We start from the raw sequence: 18,714 nt of genomic DNA, 5'->3' as shown, positions 1-18,714 counted from the left end.
AGGCTTAAAAACTTGTCACTGTAGGGTAAAACGAGTCACACCTCAAGGTAAAAGTGCTGGAATTAGGGTTAATAACCGAAAGAAAGTAGCGGGAGCCGGGCTGTTCGCGCTAACCTTAAAAAGGTGATTATCGAACACCTGGATGCCCTCGAAGGGCTAACTTATGATGACGTTCTCTTACTTCCCGAAACTACCGATGTTATTCCCTCCGAAGTCGACACCTCCAGCAGGCTGACCAAGCGGATTACCTTACACACCCCGGTAATATCTGCAGCCATGGATACGGTTACCGAAGCTAATATGGCGATCGCGATTGCGCGCCAAGGAGGAATCGGAATCGTTCACCGCAACTTGCCGATTGCCGAGCAGGCAGCACAGGTGCGCCAAGTTAAACGGTCTGAATCTGGGATGATCACTGATCCGGTGACTATCGGCCCGGATGCGACTCTCTTGGAACTGGATAAAGAATGTGGACACTACCGGGTGTCCGGACTGCCGGTAGTGGATGAAGATCGCAAACTCAAAGGAATTATCACCAACCGGGATCTGCGGTTCATTCCCGCCGACAAGTGGGTCACGGTGAAGGTTCGCGATGCTATGACTCCGATGCCGCTTACTACGGGGCGTAAAGGAATGCCCCGCGAGGAAGCTAGGGCGCTACTAGCAGAAAAAAAGATTGAAAAACTGCCGTTAGTCGATGATGAAGGCCGCCTGACCGGCCTAATCACCGTAAAAGATTTTGTAAAAACCGAACAATACCCCAACTCCACTAAAGATGAAGAGGGACGCTTAAGGGTAGGAGCCGCCCTCGGATATTGGGGAGATACCTGGGAACGCGCCGAAGCCCTGGCGGAAGCGGAAGTGGACGTGCTGGTAGTCGATACCGCCAACGGGGGTGCAAAGCTTGCTCTGGAGATGATTAAAAAGCTTAAAGCCTCTCCCACTTTCTCCGATATTGACATTATTGGCGGCAATGTGGCTACTGCCGAGGGTGCGCAGGCACTGATCGATGCCGGGGTAGATGCGGTGAAAGTCGGGGTCGGTCCCGGTTCGATCTGTACAACCCGAGTAGTTGCCGGGGTGGGGGTACCGCAGATTACTGCGATCAACCTGGCTGCCCAGGCATGTTCGAAAGCGGGAGTACCGCTAATCGCCGATGGTGGTTTGCAGTATTCCGGGGATATTGCCAAAGCCATGGTGGCAGGCGCCGATACCGTGATGCTGGGTTCCCTGCTGGCCGGCTGCGAAGAATCCCCAGGTGAACTAGTGTTCGTAAATGGGAAACAGTATAAGCATTACCGCGGCATGGGATCGCTCGGGGCAATGAGTTCGCGCGGACGCAAATCCTATTCCAAGGATCGCTATTTCCAGGCGGAAGTAACTAGTGATGCCCAAATTGTTCCCGAGGGAATCGAAGGGCAGGTGCCGTTCTCCGGTGCGCTCTCAGCGGTGCTCTATCAGCTAATCGGGGGACTGCGGCAATCCATGTTCTATACCGGTTCTCACGATATTCCCACTCTGAAGAAGCGTGGTCGTTTCGTGAAAATTACTGGCGCTGGCCTGAGGGAATCTCATCCGCACGATGTGCAGATGACTGCTGAAGCTCCCAATTATCATTCGGCAGTTAAATAACCACGTATTATTTGAACAACAGGTGCAGTAAGTATCGCGCGAGGCAAGGAGTAATTGGTGGGTTGGAGTGAAGGGCCATTTATGGGTTTCGATACCGAAACCACAGGGGTAAAGCCCGCCAGTGATCGTATAGTTACCGCTGCTTGCGTGGAATGGCGGCACGGGCAAACCCGGGAACAAACCTGGCTTGCCAATCCCGGGGTTCCTATCCCGGAACCAGCTCAACAAGTACACGGGATTTCTACCGAGTATGCCCGCGAACATGGGCAACCTTTAGAACAGGTGGTGAAGGAAGTCGCCCAGGTGCTTCAAGCCTGTGGTCAGGCGCAGATCCCGGTGGTTATCTATAACGCCTCTTTTGACCTGCCGCTGCTAGATAATCACCTGGCACGGTTAGGATTACCCACTATGCGCGAGCGGGTAGAGTTTTTGCCGATAATTGATCCCCTGGTACTAGATCGGGCTTTGGATCGCTACCGGAAGGGGAAACGTACCCTAGAGGCGCTCGCGGAGTTTTACCACGTGCGCGGGGAAGATAACCTGCACGATGCCCTAGTGGATGTGCGGCAAACAATTGCGGTTTTGCGAGCACTTTGCGCTGCCTATCCCCAACTAGACCAAATGGATTTGCGGCAGCTACAAGACTACCAGCGCGATCAGTATCGCGAATGGGCGCAGCATTTCAACCAATATCTGCTGTCCAAAGGACGCAGCGCCGATGTGAATGAGGAGTGGCTAGCGTGAGTGAGCAGCCCGGTTACGGTTATCGCGGCGAGGGCGAGCCGCAGGTGAATCCGCACGCCCCTGACGTGGGGCAAGGCCGCTATTTCCCTCCCCGCTCTGCCAGTCAACAGCCACAACCATCTGCTCAGCCGCCGCTTCCTGCGGGCGGGATTCCCCAGGTTCCCCTGCCCGCAGAGCCGGATCTCCACCGATATCAGCAGGTACCCCCAGCTCTGGCAGGAGACCCTCTCCCATCCGTACCTCCGTATCAAAGCGTCCAGTCTTCCCTAGATCCTTCCCAATCTGCTGAAAAATATCCGCCGGCAAATCCCGTCTCGGTTCCGCGCTCGGTCACACCTGCTCCTGTTTCAGAGCAGATGAGCCCCCGTGCTGACTCGCCGGCAGCAGCAGGGGACTATGATGCCCCCGCTGCGGTTTATGGCACCATGCCCGGTAACCCGCCTACATCGCGAAATAGCTTCACTTCCGCGCAGCCTCAGGCAGTTACCCCTAGCGGATTAGCGCCAGCTAGCTCAGAGGCAACCGCTTCCTCAACTTTGAACCCTGCAAGCTCTGGGGAAGCAGAAGATAATTCTCCGCAAGTAGCATCCTCTCGGCGTTCCCCGCTGTGGCTGCTATATGGACTGGTAATCCTGGTTTTAATTGCTTTAGTTAGTTGGCAGATAGTGCGGCTTAGTACCGGGAAGGTGCCATCGGCGGTTCCCTTGGGTTCTCAGGCAGGGACTACTGAAACCGTGGCAGCTCCCGAGCCTAAACCGGTTGCTACTACCCAAACTGAGCAGGTTAAAAAAGTGTTAGCGGCACAACCAGTGACTCCGGCACAATTGGGAGGGGATAAAAAGCGAGTAACTTTCCGCTCTCAATCTGGGATTGTGGTTTGTACCATTGCGGAAAAACTTGAGGATGGCGTACCGCCATTAGTTCCCTTGGCAGCTGATGGTTCGGGTGCTCTCGCTAGTGGCAGCGGCGTGGTTTGTGCTACCGCCAGTAACTTTGATGCTGCCGGTAACGTCGGAAAATGTAAGCAGGGCGATCTTCGTCTGTCTGTGCTGGGATTGTGGGATAGTTCCTCTGGTATTGGTGGTTGTGTAAACGGCACTACTCCGCTGTATCAAGACGTGAAATCTGGTCAAAGGGACAACAGCGGTAAACGCTTTGATCTGCAGCCACTGGGAACAGGTCAATACACTCAGCTAGGTAAATACGCTTGCACTTTCGGCGGCGCCGACGCTACCTGCGTAAACGTTTCTACCGGGAAAGGATTCACCTTTACCGATCTGGAAGGATATAAGTTCTTTTAACCTCTAAGCGGGATCCAATAAACCGAAACGTTCAAAGGCGACCGCCACTGCGTCCTCTTCAATCGGGGGAGCGACCCAGTCGGCAATGTTGCGAAGTTTTTCTGCCCCGCCCGCCAGGCAGACCCCGATGCCTGCTTCCCGCACCATCTCATAGTCGTTTGCGGAATCTCCAATCGCGAGTGCCTGAGATGTGTCTACGCCAAAGTGGTGGAGGACTTCCTGCATGGCGGTACCTTTATTAACCCCTTTTACCCCTATTTCAACCACTTCGCCCACGCGCACGTCAACTGATCCGGGGATAACCATGTAGCGGTCTCCGAACAGCCGGTGGGCTTCTTCGAAGCTAGAGGGCGCTTCCGGGGAGAGGTAGAACATGCATTTGCCGGCAGAAGTGGGGGTTCCGGTGGCTAGGTAAGGCATGATCTGTTCAAGGTAGGCAGACCAATCCCCAGTGGCGGCACGGTCAGATTTGCCGGAGAGGTGGAAAAAATCCAGGAATGTTTCGGAGGGGTAAAAGTGGTCTTTACCTTGCCAAATCCAGGTGGCACCGGAGCGGTGAAAATAATCTGTCCACTCGGTGATGCCGGATTTATCTATCGAATGATCGGCCAGTACCTGGTCTCCCAACTCTACGTAGGCGCCATTGGCGGTAATCAGGCCGGCAAAGGGCAGGGAAAATAGGAAGGGGTAAAGCTCGGGATAGGAACGGCCGGTGGCGATAAAAACTTTGTGTCCGTTCGCAGTGGCAGTGATGATAGCTTCCTGTACTTTCGAGCTAATTACCTGGTTATGGTCGATTATGGTTCCGTCTAAATCCAAAAAAGCGAACTTGCGCATTGCTGCTCCTTGTAGGGGATAACTGCCTGGGGAGGGTTGGGCAGTTTCCGGGTTGCTTCCACTCTAGGGGAAAACGCCAGCTGACGCGTGCATACTCGGTTCTCTGTAACAAAAGTGCATTAGCTGCTGGATAATCTGGCGGCGATCTGTTGATGTGTGCGGGGAAAGCATTTGGTGCCCCGAACAGGATTCGAACCTGCGGCCTTTCGCTCCGGAGGCGAACGCTCTATCCACTGAGCTATCGGGGCTGGACTTCAATGATTCTACACATTTACCCCGACGCTTACTAAATCAACGCCCTCTAATTAGACGCTGATTACATTTAGGGCACAGATGCCAGTGAGGGTGAGTGCAATAATATGTACATGACTTTTTCTAGCCCCTATGAGCACGGTTTCGCCCGGGTTGCGACCATTACTATTCCCAGCCATCCCGGCGAGCCGGATTGGAACGTACCGGAAATCGCGGCAGCAGCTCGCCAAGCCGCCCGGCAAGGTGCGTGTGTAGCAGTATTTCCGGAGATGTGTATCTCCGGATACACCCTTGATGACCTGGTTTTTTCTGAGCGTCTATTAGCAAGCGTGGAAAAAGGGATAGAAATGCTAGCTAAGGCGACGTCGGATTGCGCTGAGCTAATCGTGGTTGGCGCTCCGCTGCGAATAGCGGGACAAATCTATGATTGCGCGGTGTTCTTGGCGCGGGGGAAAGTTATTGCGCTAACTCCGAAAGTTTTCCCCTCTAGTGCTGCTTATGAAAAACGCTACTTTACTTCCGGCGCGCACCTTCCTGCAGATGCGAGCTGGTATGCACCCCAGGTTCCGGGAGCCAGCGAGGCTCCTATCGGGAATGGGATTGTTCATATCGAGGACGTGTCTGGCCTGTCGGTAGGGGCAGAAGTTGGTAGCGACGGGGTGGCGGCACGTCCAGTGGCGCTATCGCTTGCCTTGCAAGGAGCAAGCGTGATCGCTAATCCCGCGGCCTATCCTGCTACTTTAGAGGGCGGAGAACAACAGTTACTCCTGGCAGGAGCCACTTCGCGGCGCGGGATTTGCGCCTATGTGAGCGCGGGAGCCGGCAATGGAGAGTCCTCTTCCGATTCGGCTTGGGATGGGCGAACCTTTATCTACCAAGATGGCTCTAAAATAGCGGAAACTGCGCCTTTCCCCGTCGAGACCCAGATTGCCCTCGCCGACATTGATCTGACCGCCCTCGCCAATCGCAGGCGGCGCGAAAGCGGTTTCGCAGATACCCAGGCCGGGAAAATCGAAAAAACCTGGGAAGTGAAAATTCGTCTGGGAGTAGGAGCTGTCGGGGCAGCAGTACCTTTCGATCCTTGGGCAAATGTTTCTAATGTCGCGACTTCTAAGGATACGCAGGTTGCGCTGTGTCCCTCTCCGGCGAGGTTCCCATTCTTACCCGCCGACCAAACAGGTATCGACCGCGCATGTAAACAGGCGTTCGAGATCCAGGTTTACGGGTTGAAAAAACGTTTACAGGCAGTCGGTAACCCCAAAATGGTGTTGGGGGTATCTGGCGGTCTGGATTCCACCCAGGCACTTTTGGTGTGCAGCGAAGTTGCCGCCCGACTCGGCCTCGAAAAATCCCAAATTTTGGCCTACACCCTGCCCGGTTTTGCCACCTCGGAAGGAACAAAATCGCACGCATATAGGTTGTGTGAATCCTTAGGTATCAAATGCGAGGAAATCGATATTCGCCCCGCTGCCCGGCAAATGCTCGCCGATATGGGGCATCCCTTCGCGGAAGGCGCCGCCCAATATGACGTGACCTTCGAGAACGTGCAAGCGGGGCTGCGCACCGATTACCTGTTCCGGATTGCTAACCATCAGGGTGGACTGGTGATTGGTACTGGAGATTTATCGGAGGCGGCTCTCGGGTGGTGCACCTATGGGGTGGGCGACCATATGTCGCATTATTCGGTTAATCCCGGGATCCCGAAAACTATGTTGCAAACTATGATCCGCTGGGCTTGCCGGGAAAACCGGTTCGGCCAGGAGTGCACTAGAGTCCTGCAAGATATTTTGGCGCAAGAAATTTCCCCGGAACTGATACCGGGGGGCGGGGAAAAACTGCAATCCACCCAGGACACTATTGGTCCTTATGAGCTACACGAGTTCTTCCTCTATCAGTTGCTTTTAGGGCGAGAACCCCGCGATATTGCCTATCTGGCTTGGCAAGCCTGGCGAGATAAAGATAACGGGGTTTGGCCGGCAGACCTGCCGGAATCAGATCGTCACCAATATGATCTGGAAACAATTTTGCGCTGGCTGCGCGAGTTCTTGCGGCGTTTCTTTAATTCCCAGTTCAAGCGGACTTGCGTGCCTGGCGGACCGGGAATAACCTCCGGATTCGGCTTGAGTCCGCGAGGTGACCTGCGGATGCCCGCGGATATTTCCGGACGGATCTGGATTAAACAGGTAGAGGAACTGCTCGCCGGTCTAGAGAAAAACCAATAGAGGATAAAAAAGAATACCCCGCAACCTAGATAGCCCTCGGAAATACCGGTATGCGTCCTCGTCGCAAAATATTTAAGTCCAACCCGGTGGAGCCGCGGCGACCTTACAGTGTTAAGCGCCCTAAATTAACTAAGTGAGATCGATGGGCTATTTTGGAAGTAGGAATAAAATGATGAAACTGCGGTAGCTTCCCGAAACCGGGGTGGTTATCCGGGATAGTTTTCGTCCGAAAAAATGGCGAGTCTATGCCCAAATCTAGGAGGAACAGTGAGCGAACGCGAAGCAACGCTAACCCCAGAAATGCTAGTAGAAATGCGCAATGAATTTGGTGCGGATCCACGCGGCAAGCTAATGCAAAATGCTGTAACCAGTACCGATATTGATAAGGTGGCTCAAAATCACCAGGTAGTTGCGTTCGCTGACCGTTCCATGTCTCACAAGCTAGATACGTGGCCGGTGGCTAATCAAAAGAAATCGGGACGTTGTTGGCTGTTCGCCGGTCTAAACCTGCTGCGTTCGTCGATGATCAAGCGGTTAAACGTAGAGAATTTCGAGTTCTCCCAGACCTACCTGTTCTATTGGGACAAACTAGAAAAAGCGAACTACTTCCTAGAATCTCAGATTGAGTTGGCCGATCGCGACCTGGATGACCGTACGGTTGCCCATCTGCTGTCTGACCCGATTGGGGATGGCGGCCAGTGGAATATGTTTGTGGCGCTGGTGGATAAATACGGGGTAGTGCCCAAGTGGGCAATGCCGGAAACTGAATCCTCCTCTAATTCGCGGAAAATGGATCGTATCTTGGAGCGTTACCTGCGGGAGGGCGCCCTCGCGGTGCGCAAAGCCGCGTACAATAATCCCGAAACTGTTGGGGAGGTAAAGGCGCGTTTACTCAGTGGGGTGCACCGGATTTTGAATATCCATTTGGGAACCCCACCGGAAAAGTTTGTTTGGCAATATAACGATAAAGACAATAACTTTGAGCGTCTAGGGGAGGTTACCCCCCAAGAGTTCGCCGATAAATATATCGTCAATGACCTGCGTAACTATGTATGCTTGGTGAATGATCCGCGGGAAGCTAACCCGTACGGAAAGACCTATACCGTCGATCGCCTGGGCAATGTGTTCGGTGCTGCCCCGGTGCGTTACCTGAACGTCCCCATCCAGGTAATGAAAGATTGTGCGACTACGGTATTACAGGCCGGAAAACCGGTGTGGTTCGGTTGTGACACCGAGCAGCAGGCAGATAGGGAACTGTCGCTGTGGGATAAGAATCTCTATGACTATGGCGCGGTTTACGGAGTGCATTTCGGGATGGACAAGGAAGAACGTCTGCTCTCCCATGAATCTCTAATGACTCACGCCATGTTGTTTGTAGGGGTAGATATGCTGGATGGCGCTCCGCGCCGCTGGCGAGTGGAAAACTCTTGGGGTTGCGAAGACCGTGCCGACCAGGGATTTTATACTATGAATGATTCCTGGTTCGACGAATACGTGTTTGAAATCGCGGTTCACCGTGACCGTCTGCCTGAAGAATATCGCGCCGTCCTCGATTCTGAGGAAGCACCGATAGTGTTGCCTGCTTGGGATCCGATGGGGTCGCTCGCTTAAAGCCCGGTTGGCATAATAATCCCGCCGTAAGGGGCGAGGATAAACAGGGCTATGGATAGGGAAAACAGGGCAATACAGTCAATCCACCAGGAGCGTACCGCGCACCAGGCTTTGGGAGAGCGGTCTAGCAGCCGGTAAACCCCTAAGCTCAGCAGCATCAGGGCGAAAATTCGGCAAGCAAATACGGGGTGTCCGATATATCCAAGGGTGACGATGCAGATAATCCCGATTATCACTAATGCGGTGCACCCGCGTCTCCAAAGGCGATTATTCGACAACCCCATAACGGTAGTTTAACGGGCTTGGTGGTGTTTTGTGATTACCCAGTGCTGCTTACCCTATCCTCGGATGTGCGCATTTTGGGTATTAAACCCGCATTTTTAGGGGGAGAGGATAGGAGTAGGGCGTGTCGGTAAAAATGAAGGGACGGAAGTAAGCATTTTCACCGCCTCCTCAATTAACTACTAACTGCTAAAACAGTAGGCTAGGAAATATGTTTAAGTCTTATCGGGAGATTTTTTCCCACCCTGGCGCTCTTAGATTTTCACTCGCTGGAGCGGTAGCGCGTTTCCCGATGGCGATGGCGGGGCTGTCCACCCTGTTAATGATTTCCACCCTCTACGGGGAATATTCACTGGCTGGACAGGTCAATGCTTTAGTGGTTATCGCGATGGCGGCGGCATCCCCAATTCAAGCTCGGCTAGTGGATTGTTACGGGCAAGCCAAAGTTTTACGCCCTCTGGTTGCGTGTTCCCTGGTTTTACTATTGGCTTTGATGCTCTCGGCTCTATTCCATGCTCCGCGCTGGACACTCTACCTATTTGCCCTGCTATCGGGGGCTACTACCGGCTCTTTCGGAGCATTTGTGAGGGCGCGCTGGACCCATTTGCTGGCGGGGTCGCGTAAGTTAAACACGGCTTATGCTTTCGAGGCCGCAGTTGATGAACTGATTTTTATTTTCGGTCCGATTATTGCCACGGTGCTAGCTACCGTGGTTCACCCCGCGGCTGGGATTGTGGCTTGTTTGCTTACTTCCGGTATTGGTGGTTTCTGGTTTTTATCGCAGCGCGCTACGGAACCGGTGGTGACCGCTAAAGCTGATTTAAGCGACCAGGACGCTAAACCGTTGATGAAATCGGCAGCCATGGTGATTTTGGGGCTGATTTTTATGCTCTGCGGTTTTACTTTTGGTGGTCTGGATTTAACGGTGGTGGCATTTTGTAGCGAGCAAGGGGTAGCCCAGATTTCGGGGCTACTGTTGGCCATGTTTGGGGTGACTTCTTTTAGTTCTGCGGTGATTTATGGGGCTAAAGAGTGGGGCATTAGCGCCTTGCGCTTGTTCTTGGGGGGAATCACCTTAATGGCGATAGGTTTTTCTACTTTCTTTTTCGCGTCTAATCCCTGGATTTTGGGGTTGTGTTTAGCTTTAACTGGTGCGACCTATGCACCCACCATGACTAACGCCACCAATATTTTGTCGCAGGTTGTTCCGCCTGCTCGTTTCACCGAGGGGATGGCGTGGCTAAATACTTTCTTCACTTTAGGTATTTCTGGTGGTGCGTGGCTTGGCGGTTCCGTCGTGGATGTGGCGGGCGCTCGCGGGGGGCTGTGGCTGGTGATTGCGGCAGCTTGGGCGATTCTTGCCGTGGTGTTGATTGGTTTTATTCCTTTACGTAATTCGCTGCGCCGCGCCTATAAACGTCGTCTAGTGACAGTTGATTTGCATATGACCGAGGAATCTTCCCCTTCCCAAGATAGATAAACAGCTTGCTGACGGTAAGGAAAAAGTTTGTTTAACACCCCGCAGCCTGGTAAGTTGCGAAAGCGTATAGCCGACACGAAATCTCTTATAGGGGATTGTCTAGGAGCTCAAACTAAATAAGGTGCAAGCAAGATCGCTACTCCCTGTTTGCTCATAATCCATTTGAAGTGTGCGGCACCACCGCTGTTGCTGTTCCGATGCTTGTCAACTAACATTTCATCTTGTCAGACAAATTTTATAGTTGGAAGCAAGGTAGCTTCCTCAAGAAAAGAGATAACTATGAGTCAGAAATTCATAGTCGGTGCATATGCGTCCATGCCCGATACAAATCAACAAGATAAGTACTATCGCTTACTTGGACAACTTGATTGGGTAAACGGAATTGAAATTCCTTATCCTGGTGATCTTGCCGATAATGCTACTTGGCTGGCAGAGCGACTGTGCCCGCAATGGGATTCGAACACAATCACCGCGATTCCCGGCACGATGCAAAATGTTGGAAAAAATCCTTTATTTGGTCTCGCCTGTGCGGATGAGGAAGGACGCGGCCTAGCTATTGCCCAGGCTAAGCAAATTTCCGAGGTAGCCAGAGAGCTTTCCGATTATTTAGGGCATGCCGCAGTGAGTAAGGTGCAAGTGCATTCCGCCCCTACTCGTCTAGCCGATGCAAACGCTTTTCGCACCTCCCTCGAAGAACTAAAAGAACTGGACTGGGGCGGAGCAACGATCGTGGTCGAGCACTGTGACCGTTTCATTAAGGAACAGCCTCCCGAAAAAGGGTTTTTATCGCTTAAGGAAGAAATCGATATTTGTCGAACCCTGGGACTTGAAATTCACATTAACTGGGGTCGATCTGCCGTAGAAGGTAGAAGTGCCGCAACTCCTTACGAGCACATTCTAGAAGCCGGACAGGCTGGAGTACTTGCCGGAGTCTTTTTCTCAGGTGCCGGTTCTCAAGAGTGTGCCTACGGGTATGCCTGGATTGATGGTCACCTTCCTGCACAACCGGATGAACCCAGCTCACTCATGAGTGAAGAAGAAATTGCTAGATGTTCAAAGGCTGCAATACAAGGGGGAGCGAAGTACCTAGGGGCAAAGATCTGTGTGCCTAAGGATGCACCTCTTGAACAGCGCATCCGTATGCTTAAAACGATTTACAACGCAACCCGATAAGAAGAGAGGCGATACCGCCCCGGTTGCTAGATTTAGCGTTTGACCGGCAGCGGGGAATTGGGCGTACCACCAGTAAATAATATCGCCTCCATAGGGAGTGTCTTTCTTAATGGACGGTTTTGAAAGAGTTGCCAGCTGGGCAATAATTTAGCGAATGTAACCTCGGTTGCCTACGAATCTGAATCCTTGAAAGGTGTTCCCGATGCTCACTTGTCCTGAACCTGCCGAAAATCCTGTGCTCTGGCCGTGGGGAACCCGGCGGGAAGAGGACGGACAGTTATCGTTTGCCGGGCAAAAAGTAACTGACCTGGCGCAAAGTTTCGCCACCCCCTCCTACCTGTTTGACTTGGATGATTTCGCGGCTCGCGCCGAAACTATTTCCTCGGCGATGGCGGAAGAGTTTTGGGAGGGCTACGGATTTTCCGGTGCCAGTGTCTACTATGCGGGTAAAGCTTTCCTGTGTACCGCTTTAGGGGAAGCCATCACCAAGGCGGGGATGGGGATAGATACCGCCAGCCTGGGGGAACTTTCGGTAGCGCTTAATCCCGCGATGGGAGCTGACCCTAAGAAAATCGGGCTGCACGGCAACAATAAATCCCTCGAATCTTTGCGCCTGGCACTGCGCCGCGGTATTGGGCGGATTATCGTAGATTCCCTGGGCGAAATCGACCTATTGGAGTCTCTTTGCGAAAGCGAAAACACCACCGCTCCGGTGATGGTGAGGGTAACCACCGGGGTGCACGCCGGGGGACACAGCTTCATCGCCACTGCCCACGAGGATCAAAAATTCGGTCTCTCCCTGGCCTCTGGCGCGGCCCTCCAGGCAGTCAAAAAGATTATTGCCGCCCCCCATCTGCGGCTAGTGGGGCTGCATTCCCATATCGGTTCCCAAATCAAAGATTTAGCATCTTTCCAAGTAGCAGCAGACCGGTTGCTGGCTTTCCGCGCGCAGGTGCAACAGCTAGGTGAGGCCGTCCCCGAAGTTGATTTAGGTGGAGGCCTAGCTATTTCCTATCAGGGCGAGGACGTGCCTAGCGCCAGCGAATATGCTCGCTCCCTCGCAGCTTCGGTAAAGAAAGCCTGCCAGCAGGCAGGCACCGACATTCCTCATATTTCCATTGAACCGGGGCGCTGGCTAGCCGGCCCGGTATGCGTCAGCCTGTACCAGGTGGGAACCGTCAAGGACGTGCAGCTAGAGGACGGCTCTATCCGCAAATACGTGAGCGTAGACGGAGGTATGAGCGACAATATTCGCCCCGCCCTCTACGATGCCGAATATGTGGCGACCCTAGCTTCGCGTCTTTCGGATGCCCCCGCCGCTAGCTGCCGCATCGTGGGAATGCATTGCGAATCTGGTGATATTCTAGTGCCCGAAATTGCCCTCCCGGCTGATATTCACGCGGGTGATTTACTAGTAATTCCGGCTACCGGCGCCTATGGGCGGGCAATGGCCTCGAACTATAATATGGTTCCCCGTCCCGGGGTAGTCGGGCTGAGTCGTAAAGCGGCTCCGCGCTATATCGTTGCCCGAGAAACCGTGGAGGATCTACTGCGACTTGATACCGGAATTCCCGGTTTATATCAGTGATAAATCTTCGGAGCGCTCGAACACCAATAACCGTTAGAGTAGAAAACCCCGGCGGGTAAAAAGCCCTGCCGAAAGTGGTGAAAAGAGGGTGAACATGAAGCAAGCGGTGAAAATAGCGGTTCTCGGGTGCGGAACTGTGGGGGCGCAAGTAGTGCGTCTACTGCAAGAACGTGCCGCTGATTATCAAGCTAGGTGTGGATCCAGCCTAGAGATTATCGGTATTTGTGTACATAATCTGGCGGCTCCGCGCCCCGATTTTATTAGCCGCGACCTGCTTACCGACCAGGCAGAGCCCTTGATTGACCAGGCAGACCTGGTAATCGAGCTAATCGGGGGGATTGAGCCAGCGCGCACCTACATTACCCGCGCCCTCGAAGCTGGAAAATCTGTGGTCACCGGGAATAAGGCCCTCCTTGCCCAACACGGTCCGGAACTGTTCGACCTCTCCCGCGAGCGTGAAGCCGACCTTTACTATGAGGCGGCCGTCGCTGGCGCCATTCCGGTGGTTTATGGTCTGCGTGAATCCTTAGCCGGAGACCGCGTCCAAGTGGTGCAAGGCATCGTTAATGGCACCACCAACTACATGCTTGACCAGATGGAAAAGAAAGGTTGGTCATTCGAGCAAGCGCTTACTACTGCCCAAGAACTCGGATATGCCGAAGCGGATCCGACCGCCGATATTGATGGTTTAGATGCCGCCGCCAAATGCGCCCTACTTGCGCAGTTGGCTTTCCACACCCGGGTTTCCCTAGATCAGGTAGCGGTGAAAGGGATTCGCAGTATTACCGCGGACGATATTGCCGACGCCAAAGAGTCGGGGCGCACCATTAAACTGTTGGCGATTGCCCAGCTGGCGCAAGATGAACAAGGACGCGAATGTGTATCTTGCCGGGTAGAGCCGGTATTGGTGAAACCAGAAAATCCGCTCGCGAGCATTGCGGGAGCCTTTAACGCGATTGTGATTGATGCCGAGGCGGCGGGCAGACTAATGTTCTACGGTCAAGGTGCTGGCGGGGTACAGACCGCTTCCGCCGTGCTTTCCGATGTGGTGGCCGCCGCGTTCCACCTGGTATCCGGGGGGAGTGCCCCGCGTGAATCCGCGTATGCAGATTTGCCGCAAATGCCGGCCGGGCAAGTGAGTTCCAAGTACAGTATCCGTCTGCAAGTAGAGGACGTAACCGGGGTATTAGCCGAGGTAGCAGGAATTTTTGCTCGTCGCGGCATCTCTATCGAACAGGTGCGCCAGCGCAGTGACGCTAAATCCGGGAAAGCGATTGTTTCTTTGTCAAGTGACTGGGCTAGTGCGGGAGACATAGACTTGACGGTGAAAGATTTGGAAGCCGCCGAGCCGGTGAGCCGAGTAATTCAAGTAATCAGTATGGAGGGCTAGCAAGATGGCGCATCTGTGGCAGGGAATAATCAACGAATATCGCGATTGGCTCCCCATTAGCGAGGACGAAGCAATCGTCACCTTGCAAGAGGGCGGCACTCCGCTGGTTCATTCCGATGATTTGTCTAACGAGGTGGGGGCGCGGGTCTATATCAAGGTCGAGGGAATGAACCCTACCGGCTCTTTTAAAGATCGCGGTATGACCATGGCCATTACCAAGGTGCTCTCTAGTGGGCAAAAAATGGTGGCTTGTGCCTCTACCGGCAATACTTCGGCTTCGGCCGCTGCCTATTCGGCAAAGGCTGGTCTGGAATGCGCGGTAATCCTGCCTGCGGGGAAGATTGCTGCCGGAAAACTTGCGCAAGCAATTGTGCATGGGGCGCGACTGGTGGCAGTGGATGGAAACTTTGACCAGTGCCTGACCATCACCCGCCAGCTCACCGAATCCTATCCGGTGGCTTTAGTGAACTCGATTAACCCCTACCGTCTGCAGGGACAAAAAACTGCGGCTTTTGAAATTGTTGATTTCTTGGGGGATGCTCCCGATATTCATGTTCTCCCGGTTGGAAATGCCGGAAATATTTCCGCCTACTGGATGGGATATAACGAATACGCTGGTCGGCGCACCGCGGCCTCTTTAGAAAAAGAAACCACGCTAGGTGAGGTGCGCGCCAGCAAGGTACCGCAAATGTGGGGTATCCAGGCTAAAGGGGCTGCGCCTTTCGTGGCTGGACACCCGATTGACAACCCGGAAACCGTGGCGACCGCCATCCGAATCGGCAACCCGGCTTCCTGGGATTATGCATCGGCAGCGCGGGACGATTCCCACGGTTTTATTACTGCGGTCAGTGATGAAGATATTTTAGCTGCCCAGGCACGGTTAGCAGCCGATACCGGCATTTTTGTGGAACCAGCTTCCGCGGCCTCGGTTGCGGGACTGCTGTGGGCTGCTGGCGCAGGTAAAGTGCCCGAGGATGCGACTATTGTGTGTACGGTGACTGGTAACGGTTTGAAAGATACCGCGACTGCTCTGGGTGATCGCGATATTAACCCGCAGTTAATCGCGCCCACCTTGGAGGCCGCCCTCACCGCCCTCGACTTGAAATAACAGGAATCAAGCAAGATGCGGATTGTTAAGGACGAGGCGGAAGTAAAAGTTCCTGCTACCTCAGCTAATCTGGGGCCGGGATATGACTGTATGGGACTAGCGCTTTCCCTGCACGATCGAGTACGTTTTCGCGCTACCGTGGGAAAAACCCAGGTGCATGTACGCGGTCAAGGCAAAGACAAACTGCCGGAGGACGACAAACACCTGGTAGTACGGGCTATCCGCTTGGGGCTAGATGCGGTAGGAGCATCCCAAGTGGGGATCAGTCTTTGGCAAGAAAATCAGATTCCCCAATCGCGGGGTCTGGGATCTTCGGCATCCGCGATCGTTAGCGGGTTGGCCATTGTCCGGGCGATTATTTCCGATCCGGAAGTGCTCGATAACGAAACGATGCTGCGAATCGCTACCTACCTGGAGGGACATCCCGATAACTTGGCGCCGGCAATTTATGGGGGAATCACTCTGGCGGGAATCCATGGCACCTCCAGTGAGGAAGCTGCCACCACCAAGGAACTGACTTCACCTTTCCTTGAAATGGGGCAAAACGTCCAGGATGATCAGGATGAAGAAACGGATCTGCTGGCCTTGAACCCGGAGTTTCCGAGAACTTGGGCAGTGAAAATCAAAAATCAATACCACCTCTGCCCCACGGTGTTTATCCCGGATTTCGAATTGGATACTTCCCAGGCACGCTCGCTACTGCCTGAACAGGTGCCTCACGCTGATGCTGCCCGGAATGTGGCGAACGCGGCACTTTTGGTGACTGCCTTGCAAGATCATCCCGAACTATTGATGGCCGCCACCACGGATTATTTGCATCAAAATTATCGCCGTGCCGCTATGCCGGCCTCTTTGGACTTAATGTATTGGTTACGGGCACAACAATTGCCGGCAATTATCTCCGGGGCGGGGCCGTGTGTATTGGCACTGGCAAACGTGGGTGATCAGGTCAAAGCTAAGGCAGAAAAAGTGGGTTGGAAGGTTCGTACCTTAGAGTTGGATAGTCGCGGGGTACGCGAACTATAACTGTAATCCCTGTAAATAGGGGAATGGTCAGACTCACTGTGTCGCAGTTACCTACTGCTGCAAAATCCTGGTAGGCTAAATGCACGAAGGCAAAAGCACCTAGCGGGTTTACCGCCAGGGACGCTCAGTTCCGGCCTTCAAAATCGAGGCCTATTTTTCTCGATTCTTAATATCCAGGCGCATCAGCGTCAACCTACATTCAAAAGGAAAGTTTGTGAGCACAAACGCGAATGCTAACGATCTGCGCACTATGAAGCTGGATGAGCTAAAGGCTCTAGCTGCAAAAATGCAGCTGCGGGGAATCTCCCGATTGCGGAAGAACGAGTTAATCGAAATGATTAGTCAGGCGCGCTCCGCCCAACCTGCCAGTGATGCCGCACAAGAGAGCGCGAAAGCTACTGCCGATAAAAATGGCTCGTCTCAACGGAAAGCGGATACACGCAGACGCAACAGACAACATCAGGCTGCGGTTAGCGAAGGATCCGATGCTAAAAAAGATGCGAAGGAGCAGCTAAAACAGGATTTAGCCGAGCATGCCGGCAAGAAAGATCTCCGCAATAAGGGGCGGAAGAATAAGGGGGAGACCCCTCATTCAGTCGATGAGATTTCCTTGCCTAGTGCAGAGGATGAAGATCGCGGGGAAGGACGCGGTCGGGGACGGCGTAATCGCCGGCGTGACCGGAATCGCCGCCGCGATGACAACTGGAATGATAATCGCGGTCGGGGTAAAAACGACCATCATGACGAGGAACCCTCCGAAGAAAACGAGGAAGAGCTCTTGCCGATCGCAGGAGTATTGGATGTTCAAAGCAACCATGCTTTCGTCCGCACTTCGGGTTATATCGCTGGACCCAATGATGTTTATGTCACCTTAGGTCAGGTGCGCCGTTGGGGATTGCGTTCGGGCGATGCAGTACAGGGCGCGGTGCGTCCTCCCAAAGAGGGCGAAAACAACCGGCGGCAAAAGTATAACGCCCTGGTACGTTTGGACGCTGTCAACGGGATGAGTATCGAGGACGCGCGGGCGCGTACCCAGTTCAAAGATTTGGTGCCACTGTACCCGAATGAACAGCTGCGCCTAGAGAACAATCCCAAGAATCCCACCCAGCGGATTATTGACCTGATTGCCCCGATTGGTAAGGGGCAGCGCGGGTTGATTGTTTCTCCTCCTAAAGCTGGTAAAACTATTATTTTGCAGCAGATCGCCAATGCGATCACCACTAATAATCCGGAATGTCACCTGATGGTGGTACTGGTAGATGAACGGCCCGAAGAGGTTACCGATATGCAGCGTACGGTAAAGGGAGAGGTTATTGCTTCGACCTTTGACCGTCCCGCCTCTGATCATGCCTCGGTAGCCGAACTGGCGATTGAACGGGCAAAACGCCTGGTAGAGCTAGGTCAAGATGTGGTGGTACTGCTGGATTCAATTACGCGCTTGGGGCGGGCCTACAACTTGTCAGCCCCGGCTTCGGGACGAATCTTGTCAGGTGGTGTGGACGCTTCCGCGCTTTACCCACCCAAGAAATTCTTTGGGGCGGCGCGTAATGTCGAAAACGGTGGTTCGCTGACTATTTTGGCTACCGCCTTGGTGGAAACTAACTCCAAGATGGACGAAGTTATTTTCGAAGAGTTCAAGGGCACCGGCAATATGGAGCTGCGCCTGTCGCGACAGTTGGCGGATAAGCGTCTATTCCCCGCGGTAGATGTGAACGCATCGGGTACTCGCCGCGAAGAACTGCTGCTTAACAAGGAAGAACTGCAGGTCACTTGGAAACTACGACGGATGCTCAGTGCCCTGGAACCCCAGCAGGCTACCGAGTTTGTACTTTCTAAACTGAAGAACACTAACTCCAATGCCGAGTTCTTGATGATGATCGCTAAGATGAGCAGCCAGGTTTAATCGGAAATAGCGATTTTATATCTGATACCAAAGCGTGGTGCCCCGCCAAGCGGCGGGGCACCACGCTTTCTGCGTAATCTGTGGTAAGAACTACGAATGTAACGATTTGGTAGCGAAATGATTGCGTATTGGTTTAGACTGATTTTCGCCTGGTAAATCAGGCAG

14 protein-coding genes and 1 tRNA gene are annotated in these 18,714 nt (G+C 53.5%); 12 read left to right on the top strand and 3 right to left on the bottom strand.

What is annotated here, in order from left to right; all coding sequences use genetic code 11:
* Positions 1-123: 123 nt before the first annotated feature.
* From guaB to E6072_RS07510, 3 genes are read left to right on the top strand one after another with little or no spacing between them, the layout of a single operon-like run.
* Positions 124-1,632 carry an IMP dehydrogenase gene (guaB, locus tag E6072_RS07520; RefSeq protein ID WP_399335611.1) on the top strand — a complete coding sequence of 503 codons (1,509 nt, stop codon included), beginning with the start codon at positions 124-126 and terminating at the stop codon, positions 1,630-1,632.
* Positions 1,633-1,689: 57 nt separating this feature from the next.
* Entirely contained in the window at positions 1,690-2,376 is a 687-nt protein-coding gene (locus tag E6072_RS07515) for an exonuclease domain-containing protein (RefSeq protein WP_316694838.1), read from the top strand.
* Complete coding sequence (locus E6072_RS07510; protein WP_316694837.1) at positions 2,373-3,677, top strand: hypothetical protein; 1,305 nt, start codon at positions 2,373-2,375, stop codon at positions 3,675-3,677. Before E6072_RS07515 ends, E6072_RS07510 begins: the two co-directional genes overlap by 4 nt.
* Before the next feature lie 3 nt (positions 3,678-3,680).
* Here E6072_RS07510 and E6072_RS07505 read toward each other — a convergent pair whose 3' ends face one another.
* Both E6072_RS07505 and E6072_RS07500 read right to left on the bottom strand, forming a co-directional pair.
* Positions 3,681-4,514, bottom strand: coding sequence for an HAD family hydrolase (locus E6072_RS07505; RefSeq protein ID WP_316694836.1), 834 nt, complete (start codon positions 4,512-4,514; stop codon positions 3,681-3,683).
* 172 nt (positions 4,515-4,686) lie between these two features.
* Positions 4,687-4,762 (bottom strand) — tRNA-Arg (locus E6072_RS07500).
* 117 nt (positions 4,763-4,879) lie between these two features.
* Here E6072_RS07500 and E6072_RS07495 point away from each other — a divergent pair.
* Together E6072_RS07495 and E6072_RS07490 are read left to right on the top strand one after the other, a co-directional pair.
* Positions 4,880-6,988, top strand: a complete 2,109-nt coding sequence (locus E6072_RS07495) for an NAD(+) synthase (RefSeq protein WP_316694834.1) — start codon at positions 4,880-4,882, stop codon at positions 6,986-6,988.
* A 267-nt stretch (positions 6,989-7,255) separates the two neighbouring features.
* A complete protein-coding gene (locus E6072_RS07490) occupies positions 7,256-8,599 on the top strand; it encodes a C1 family peptidase (protein WP_316694833.1) in 1,344 nt (447 codons plus the stop codon).
* Here E6072_RS07490 and E6072_RS07485 read toward each other — a convergent pair.
* Positions 8,596-8,883 carry a hypothetical protein gene (locus tag E6072_RS07485; protein ID WP_316694832.1) on the bottom strand — a complete coding sequence of 96 codons (288 nt, stop codon included), beginning with the start codon at positions 8,881-8,883 and terminating at the stop codon, positions 8,596-8,598. The two genes, E6072_RS07490 and E6072_RS07485, sit on opposite strands and share 4 nt — an antisense overlap.
* Positions 8,884-9,092: 209 nt before the next feature.
* On the opposite strand from E6072_RS07485, the gene E6072_RS07480 reads away from it, so the two are divergent.
* The 7 genes from E6072_RS07480 (at position 9,093) to rho (ending at position 18,549) form a co-directional block, all read left to right on the top strand.
* Positions 9,093-10,361: an MFS transporter gene (locus E6072_RS07480; RefSeq protein WP_316694831.1), complete on the top strand. Its 1,269-nt coding sequence runs from the start codon at positions 9,093-9,095 to the stop codon at positions 10,359-10,361.
* Positions 10,362-10,640: 279 nt separating this feature from the next.
* On the top strand, positions 10,641-11,534 hold the full coding sequence (locus E6072_RS07475; RefSeq protein ID WP_316694830.1) for a DUF4862 family protein: 894 nt from the start codon (positions 10,641-10,643) through the stop codon (positions 11,532-11,534).
* Between the two features lie 202 nt (positions 11,535-11,736).
* A complete protein-coding gene (lysA, locus tag E6072_RS07470; RefSeq protein WP_316694829.1) occupies positions 11,737-13,122 on the top strand; it encodes a diaminopimelate decarboxylase in 1,386 nt (461 codons plus the stop codon).
* A 94-nt stretch (positions 13,123-13,216) separates the two neighbouring features.
* On the top strand, positions 13,217-14,512 hold the full coding sequence (locus tag E6072_RS07465; RefSeq protein WP_316694827.1) for a homoserine dehydrogenase: 1,296 nt from the start codon (positions 13,217-13,219) through the stop codon (positions 14,510-14,512).
* Positions 14,513-14,516: 4 nt separating this feature from the next.
* Entirely contained in the window at positions 14,517-15,620 is a 1,104-nt protein-coding gene (gene thrC / locus E6072_RS07460) for a threonine synthase (protein ID WP_316694825.1), read from the top strand.
* Between the two features lie 15 nt (positions 15,621-15,635).
* Positions 15,636-16,646: a homoserine kinase gene (gene thrB / locus E6072_RS07455; RefSeq protein WP_316694824.1), complete on the top strand. Its 1,011-nt coding sequence runs from the start codon at positions 15,636-15,638 to the stop codon at positions 16,644-16,646.
* Between the two features lie 214 nt (positions 16,647-16,860).
* The gene (gene rho / locus E6072_RS07450) at positions 16,861-18,549 is read left to right on the top strand and encodes a transcription termination factor Rho (RefSeq protein WP_316694823.1); all 1,689 of its coding nucleotides are present in this window, start codon (positions 16,861-16,863) and stop codon (positions 18,547-18,549) included.
* The last annotated feature ends 165 nt before the right edge of the window (positions 18,550-18,714 follow it).

Source organism: Varibaculum cambriense (assembly GCF_032557235.1).
GTDB lineage: Bacteria > Actinomycetota > Actinomycetes > Actinomycetales > Actinomycetaceae > Varibaculum > Varibaculum cambriense_C.
The sequence above is the reverse complement of the archived record's forward strand: the minus strand, read 5'-3'. Positions and strand labels throughout refer to the sequence as shown.

What these genes read in the sequence shown, in the direction of transcription:
- E6072_RS07475 (WP_316694830.1), top strand. Translation starts at nt 10,641, where the DNA reads ATGAGTCAGAAATTCATAGTCGGTGCATATGCGTCCATGCCCGATACA.
- lysA (WP_316694829.1), top strand. Translation starts at nt 11,737, where the DNA reads ATGCTCACTTGTCCTGAACCTGCCGAAAATCCTGTGCTCTGGCCGTGG.
- E6072_RS07495 (WP_316694834.1), top strand. Translation starts at nt 4,880, where the DNA reads ATGACTTTTTCTAGCCCCTATGAGCACGGTTTCGCCCGGGTTGCGACC.
- E6072_RS07480 (WP_316694831.1), top strand. Translation starts at nt 9,093, where the DNA reads ATGTTTAAGTCTTATCGGGAGATTTTTTCCCACCCTGGCGCTCTTAGA.
- thrC (WP_316694825.1), top strand. Translation starts at nt 14,517, where the DNA reads ATGGCGCATCTGTGGCAGGGAATAATCAACGAATATCGCGATTGGCTC.
- E6072_RS07485 (WP_316694832.1), bottom strand. Translation starts at nt 8,883, where the DNA reads ATGGGGTTGTCGAATAATCGCCTTTGGAGACGCGGGTGCACCGCATTA.
- E6072_RS07505 (WP_316694836.1), bottom strand. Translation starts at nt 4,514, where the DNA reads ATGCGCAAGTTCGCTTTTTTGGATTTAGACGGAACCATAATCGACCAT.
- E6072_RS07465 (WP_316694827.1), top strand. Translation starts at nt 13,217, where the DNA reads ATGAAGCAAGCGGTGAAAATAGCGGTTCTCGGGTGCGGAACTGTGGGG.
- thrB (WP_316694824.1), top strand. Translation starts at nt 15,636, where the DNA reads ATGCGGATTGTTAAGGACGAGGCGGAAGTAAAAGTTCCTGCTACCTCA.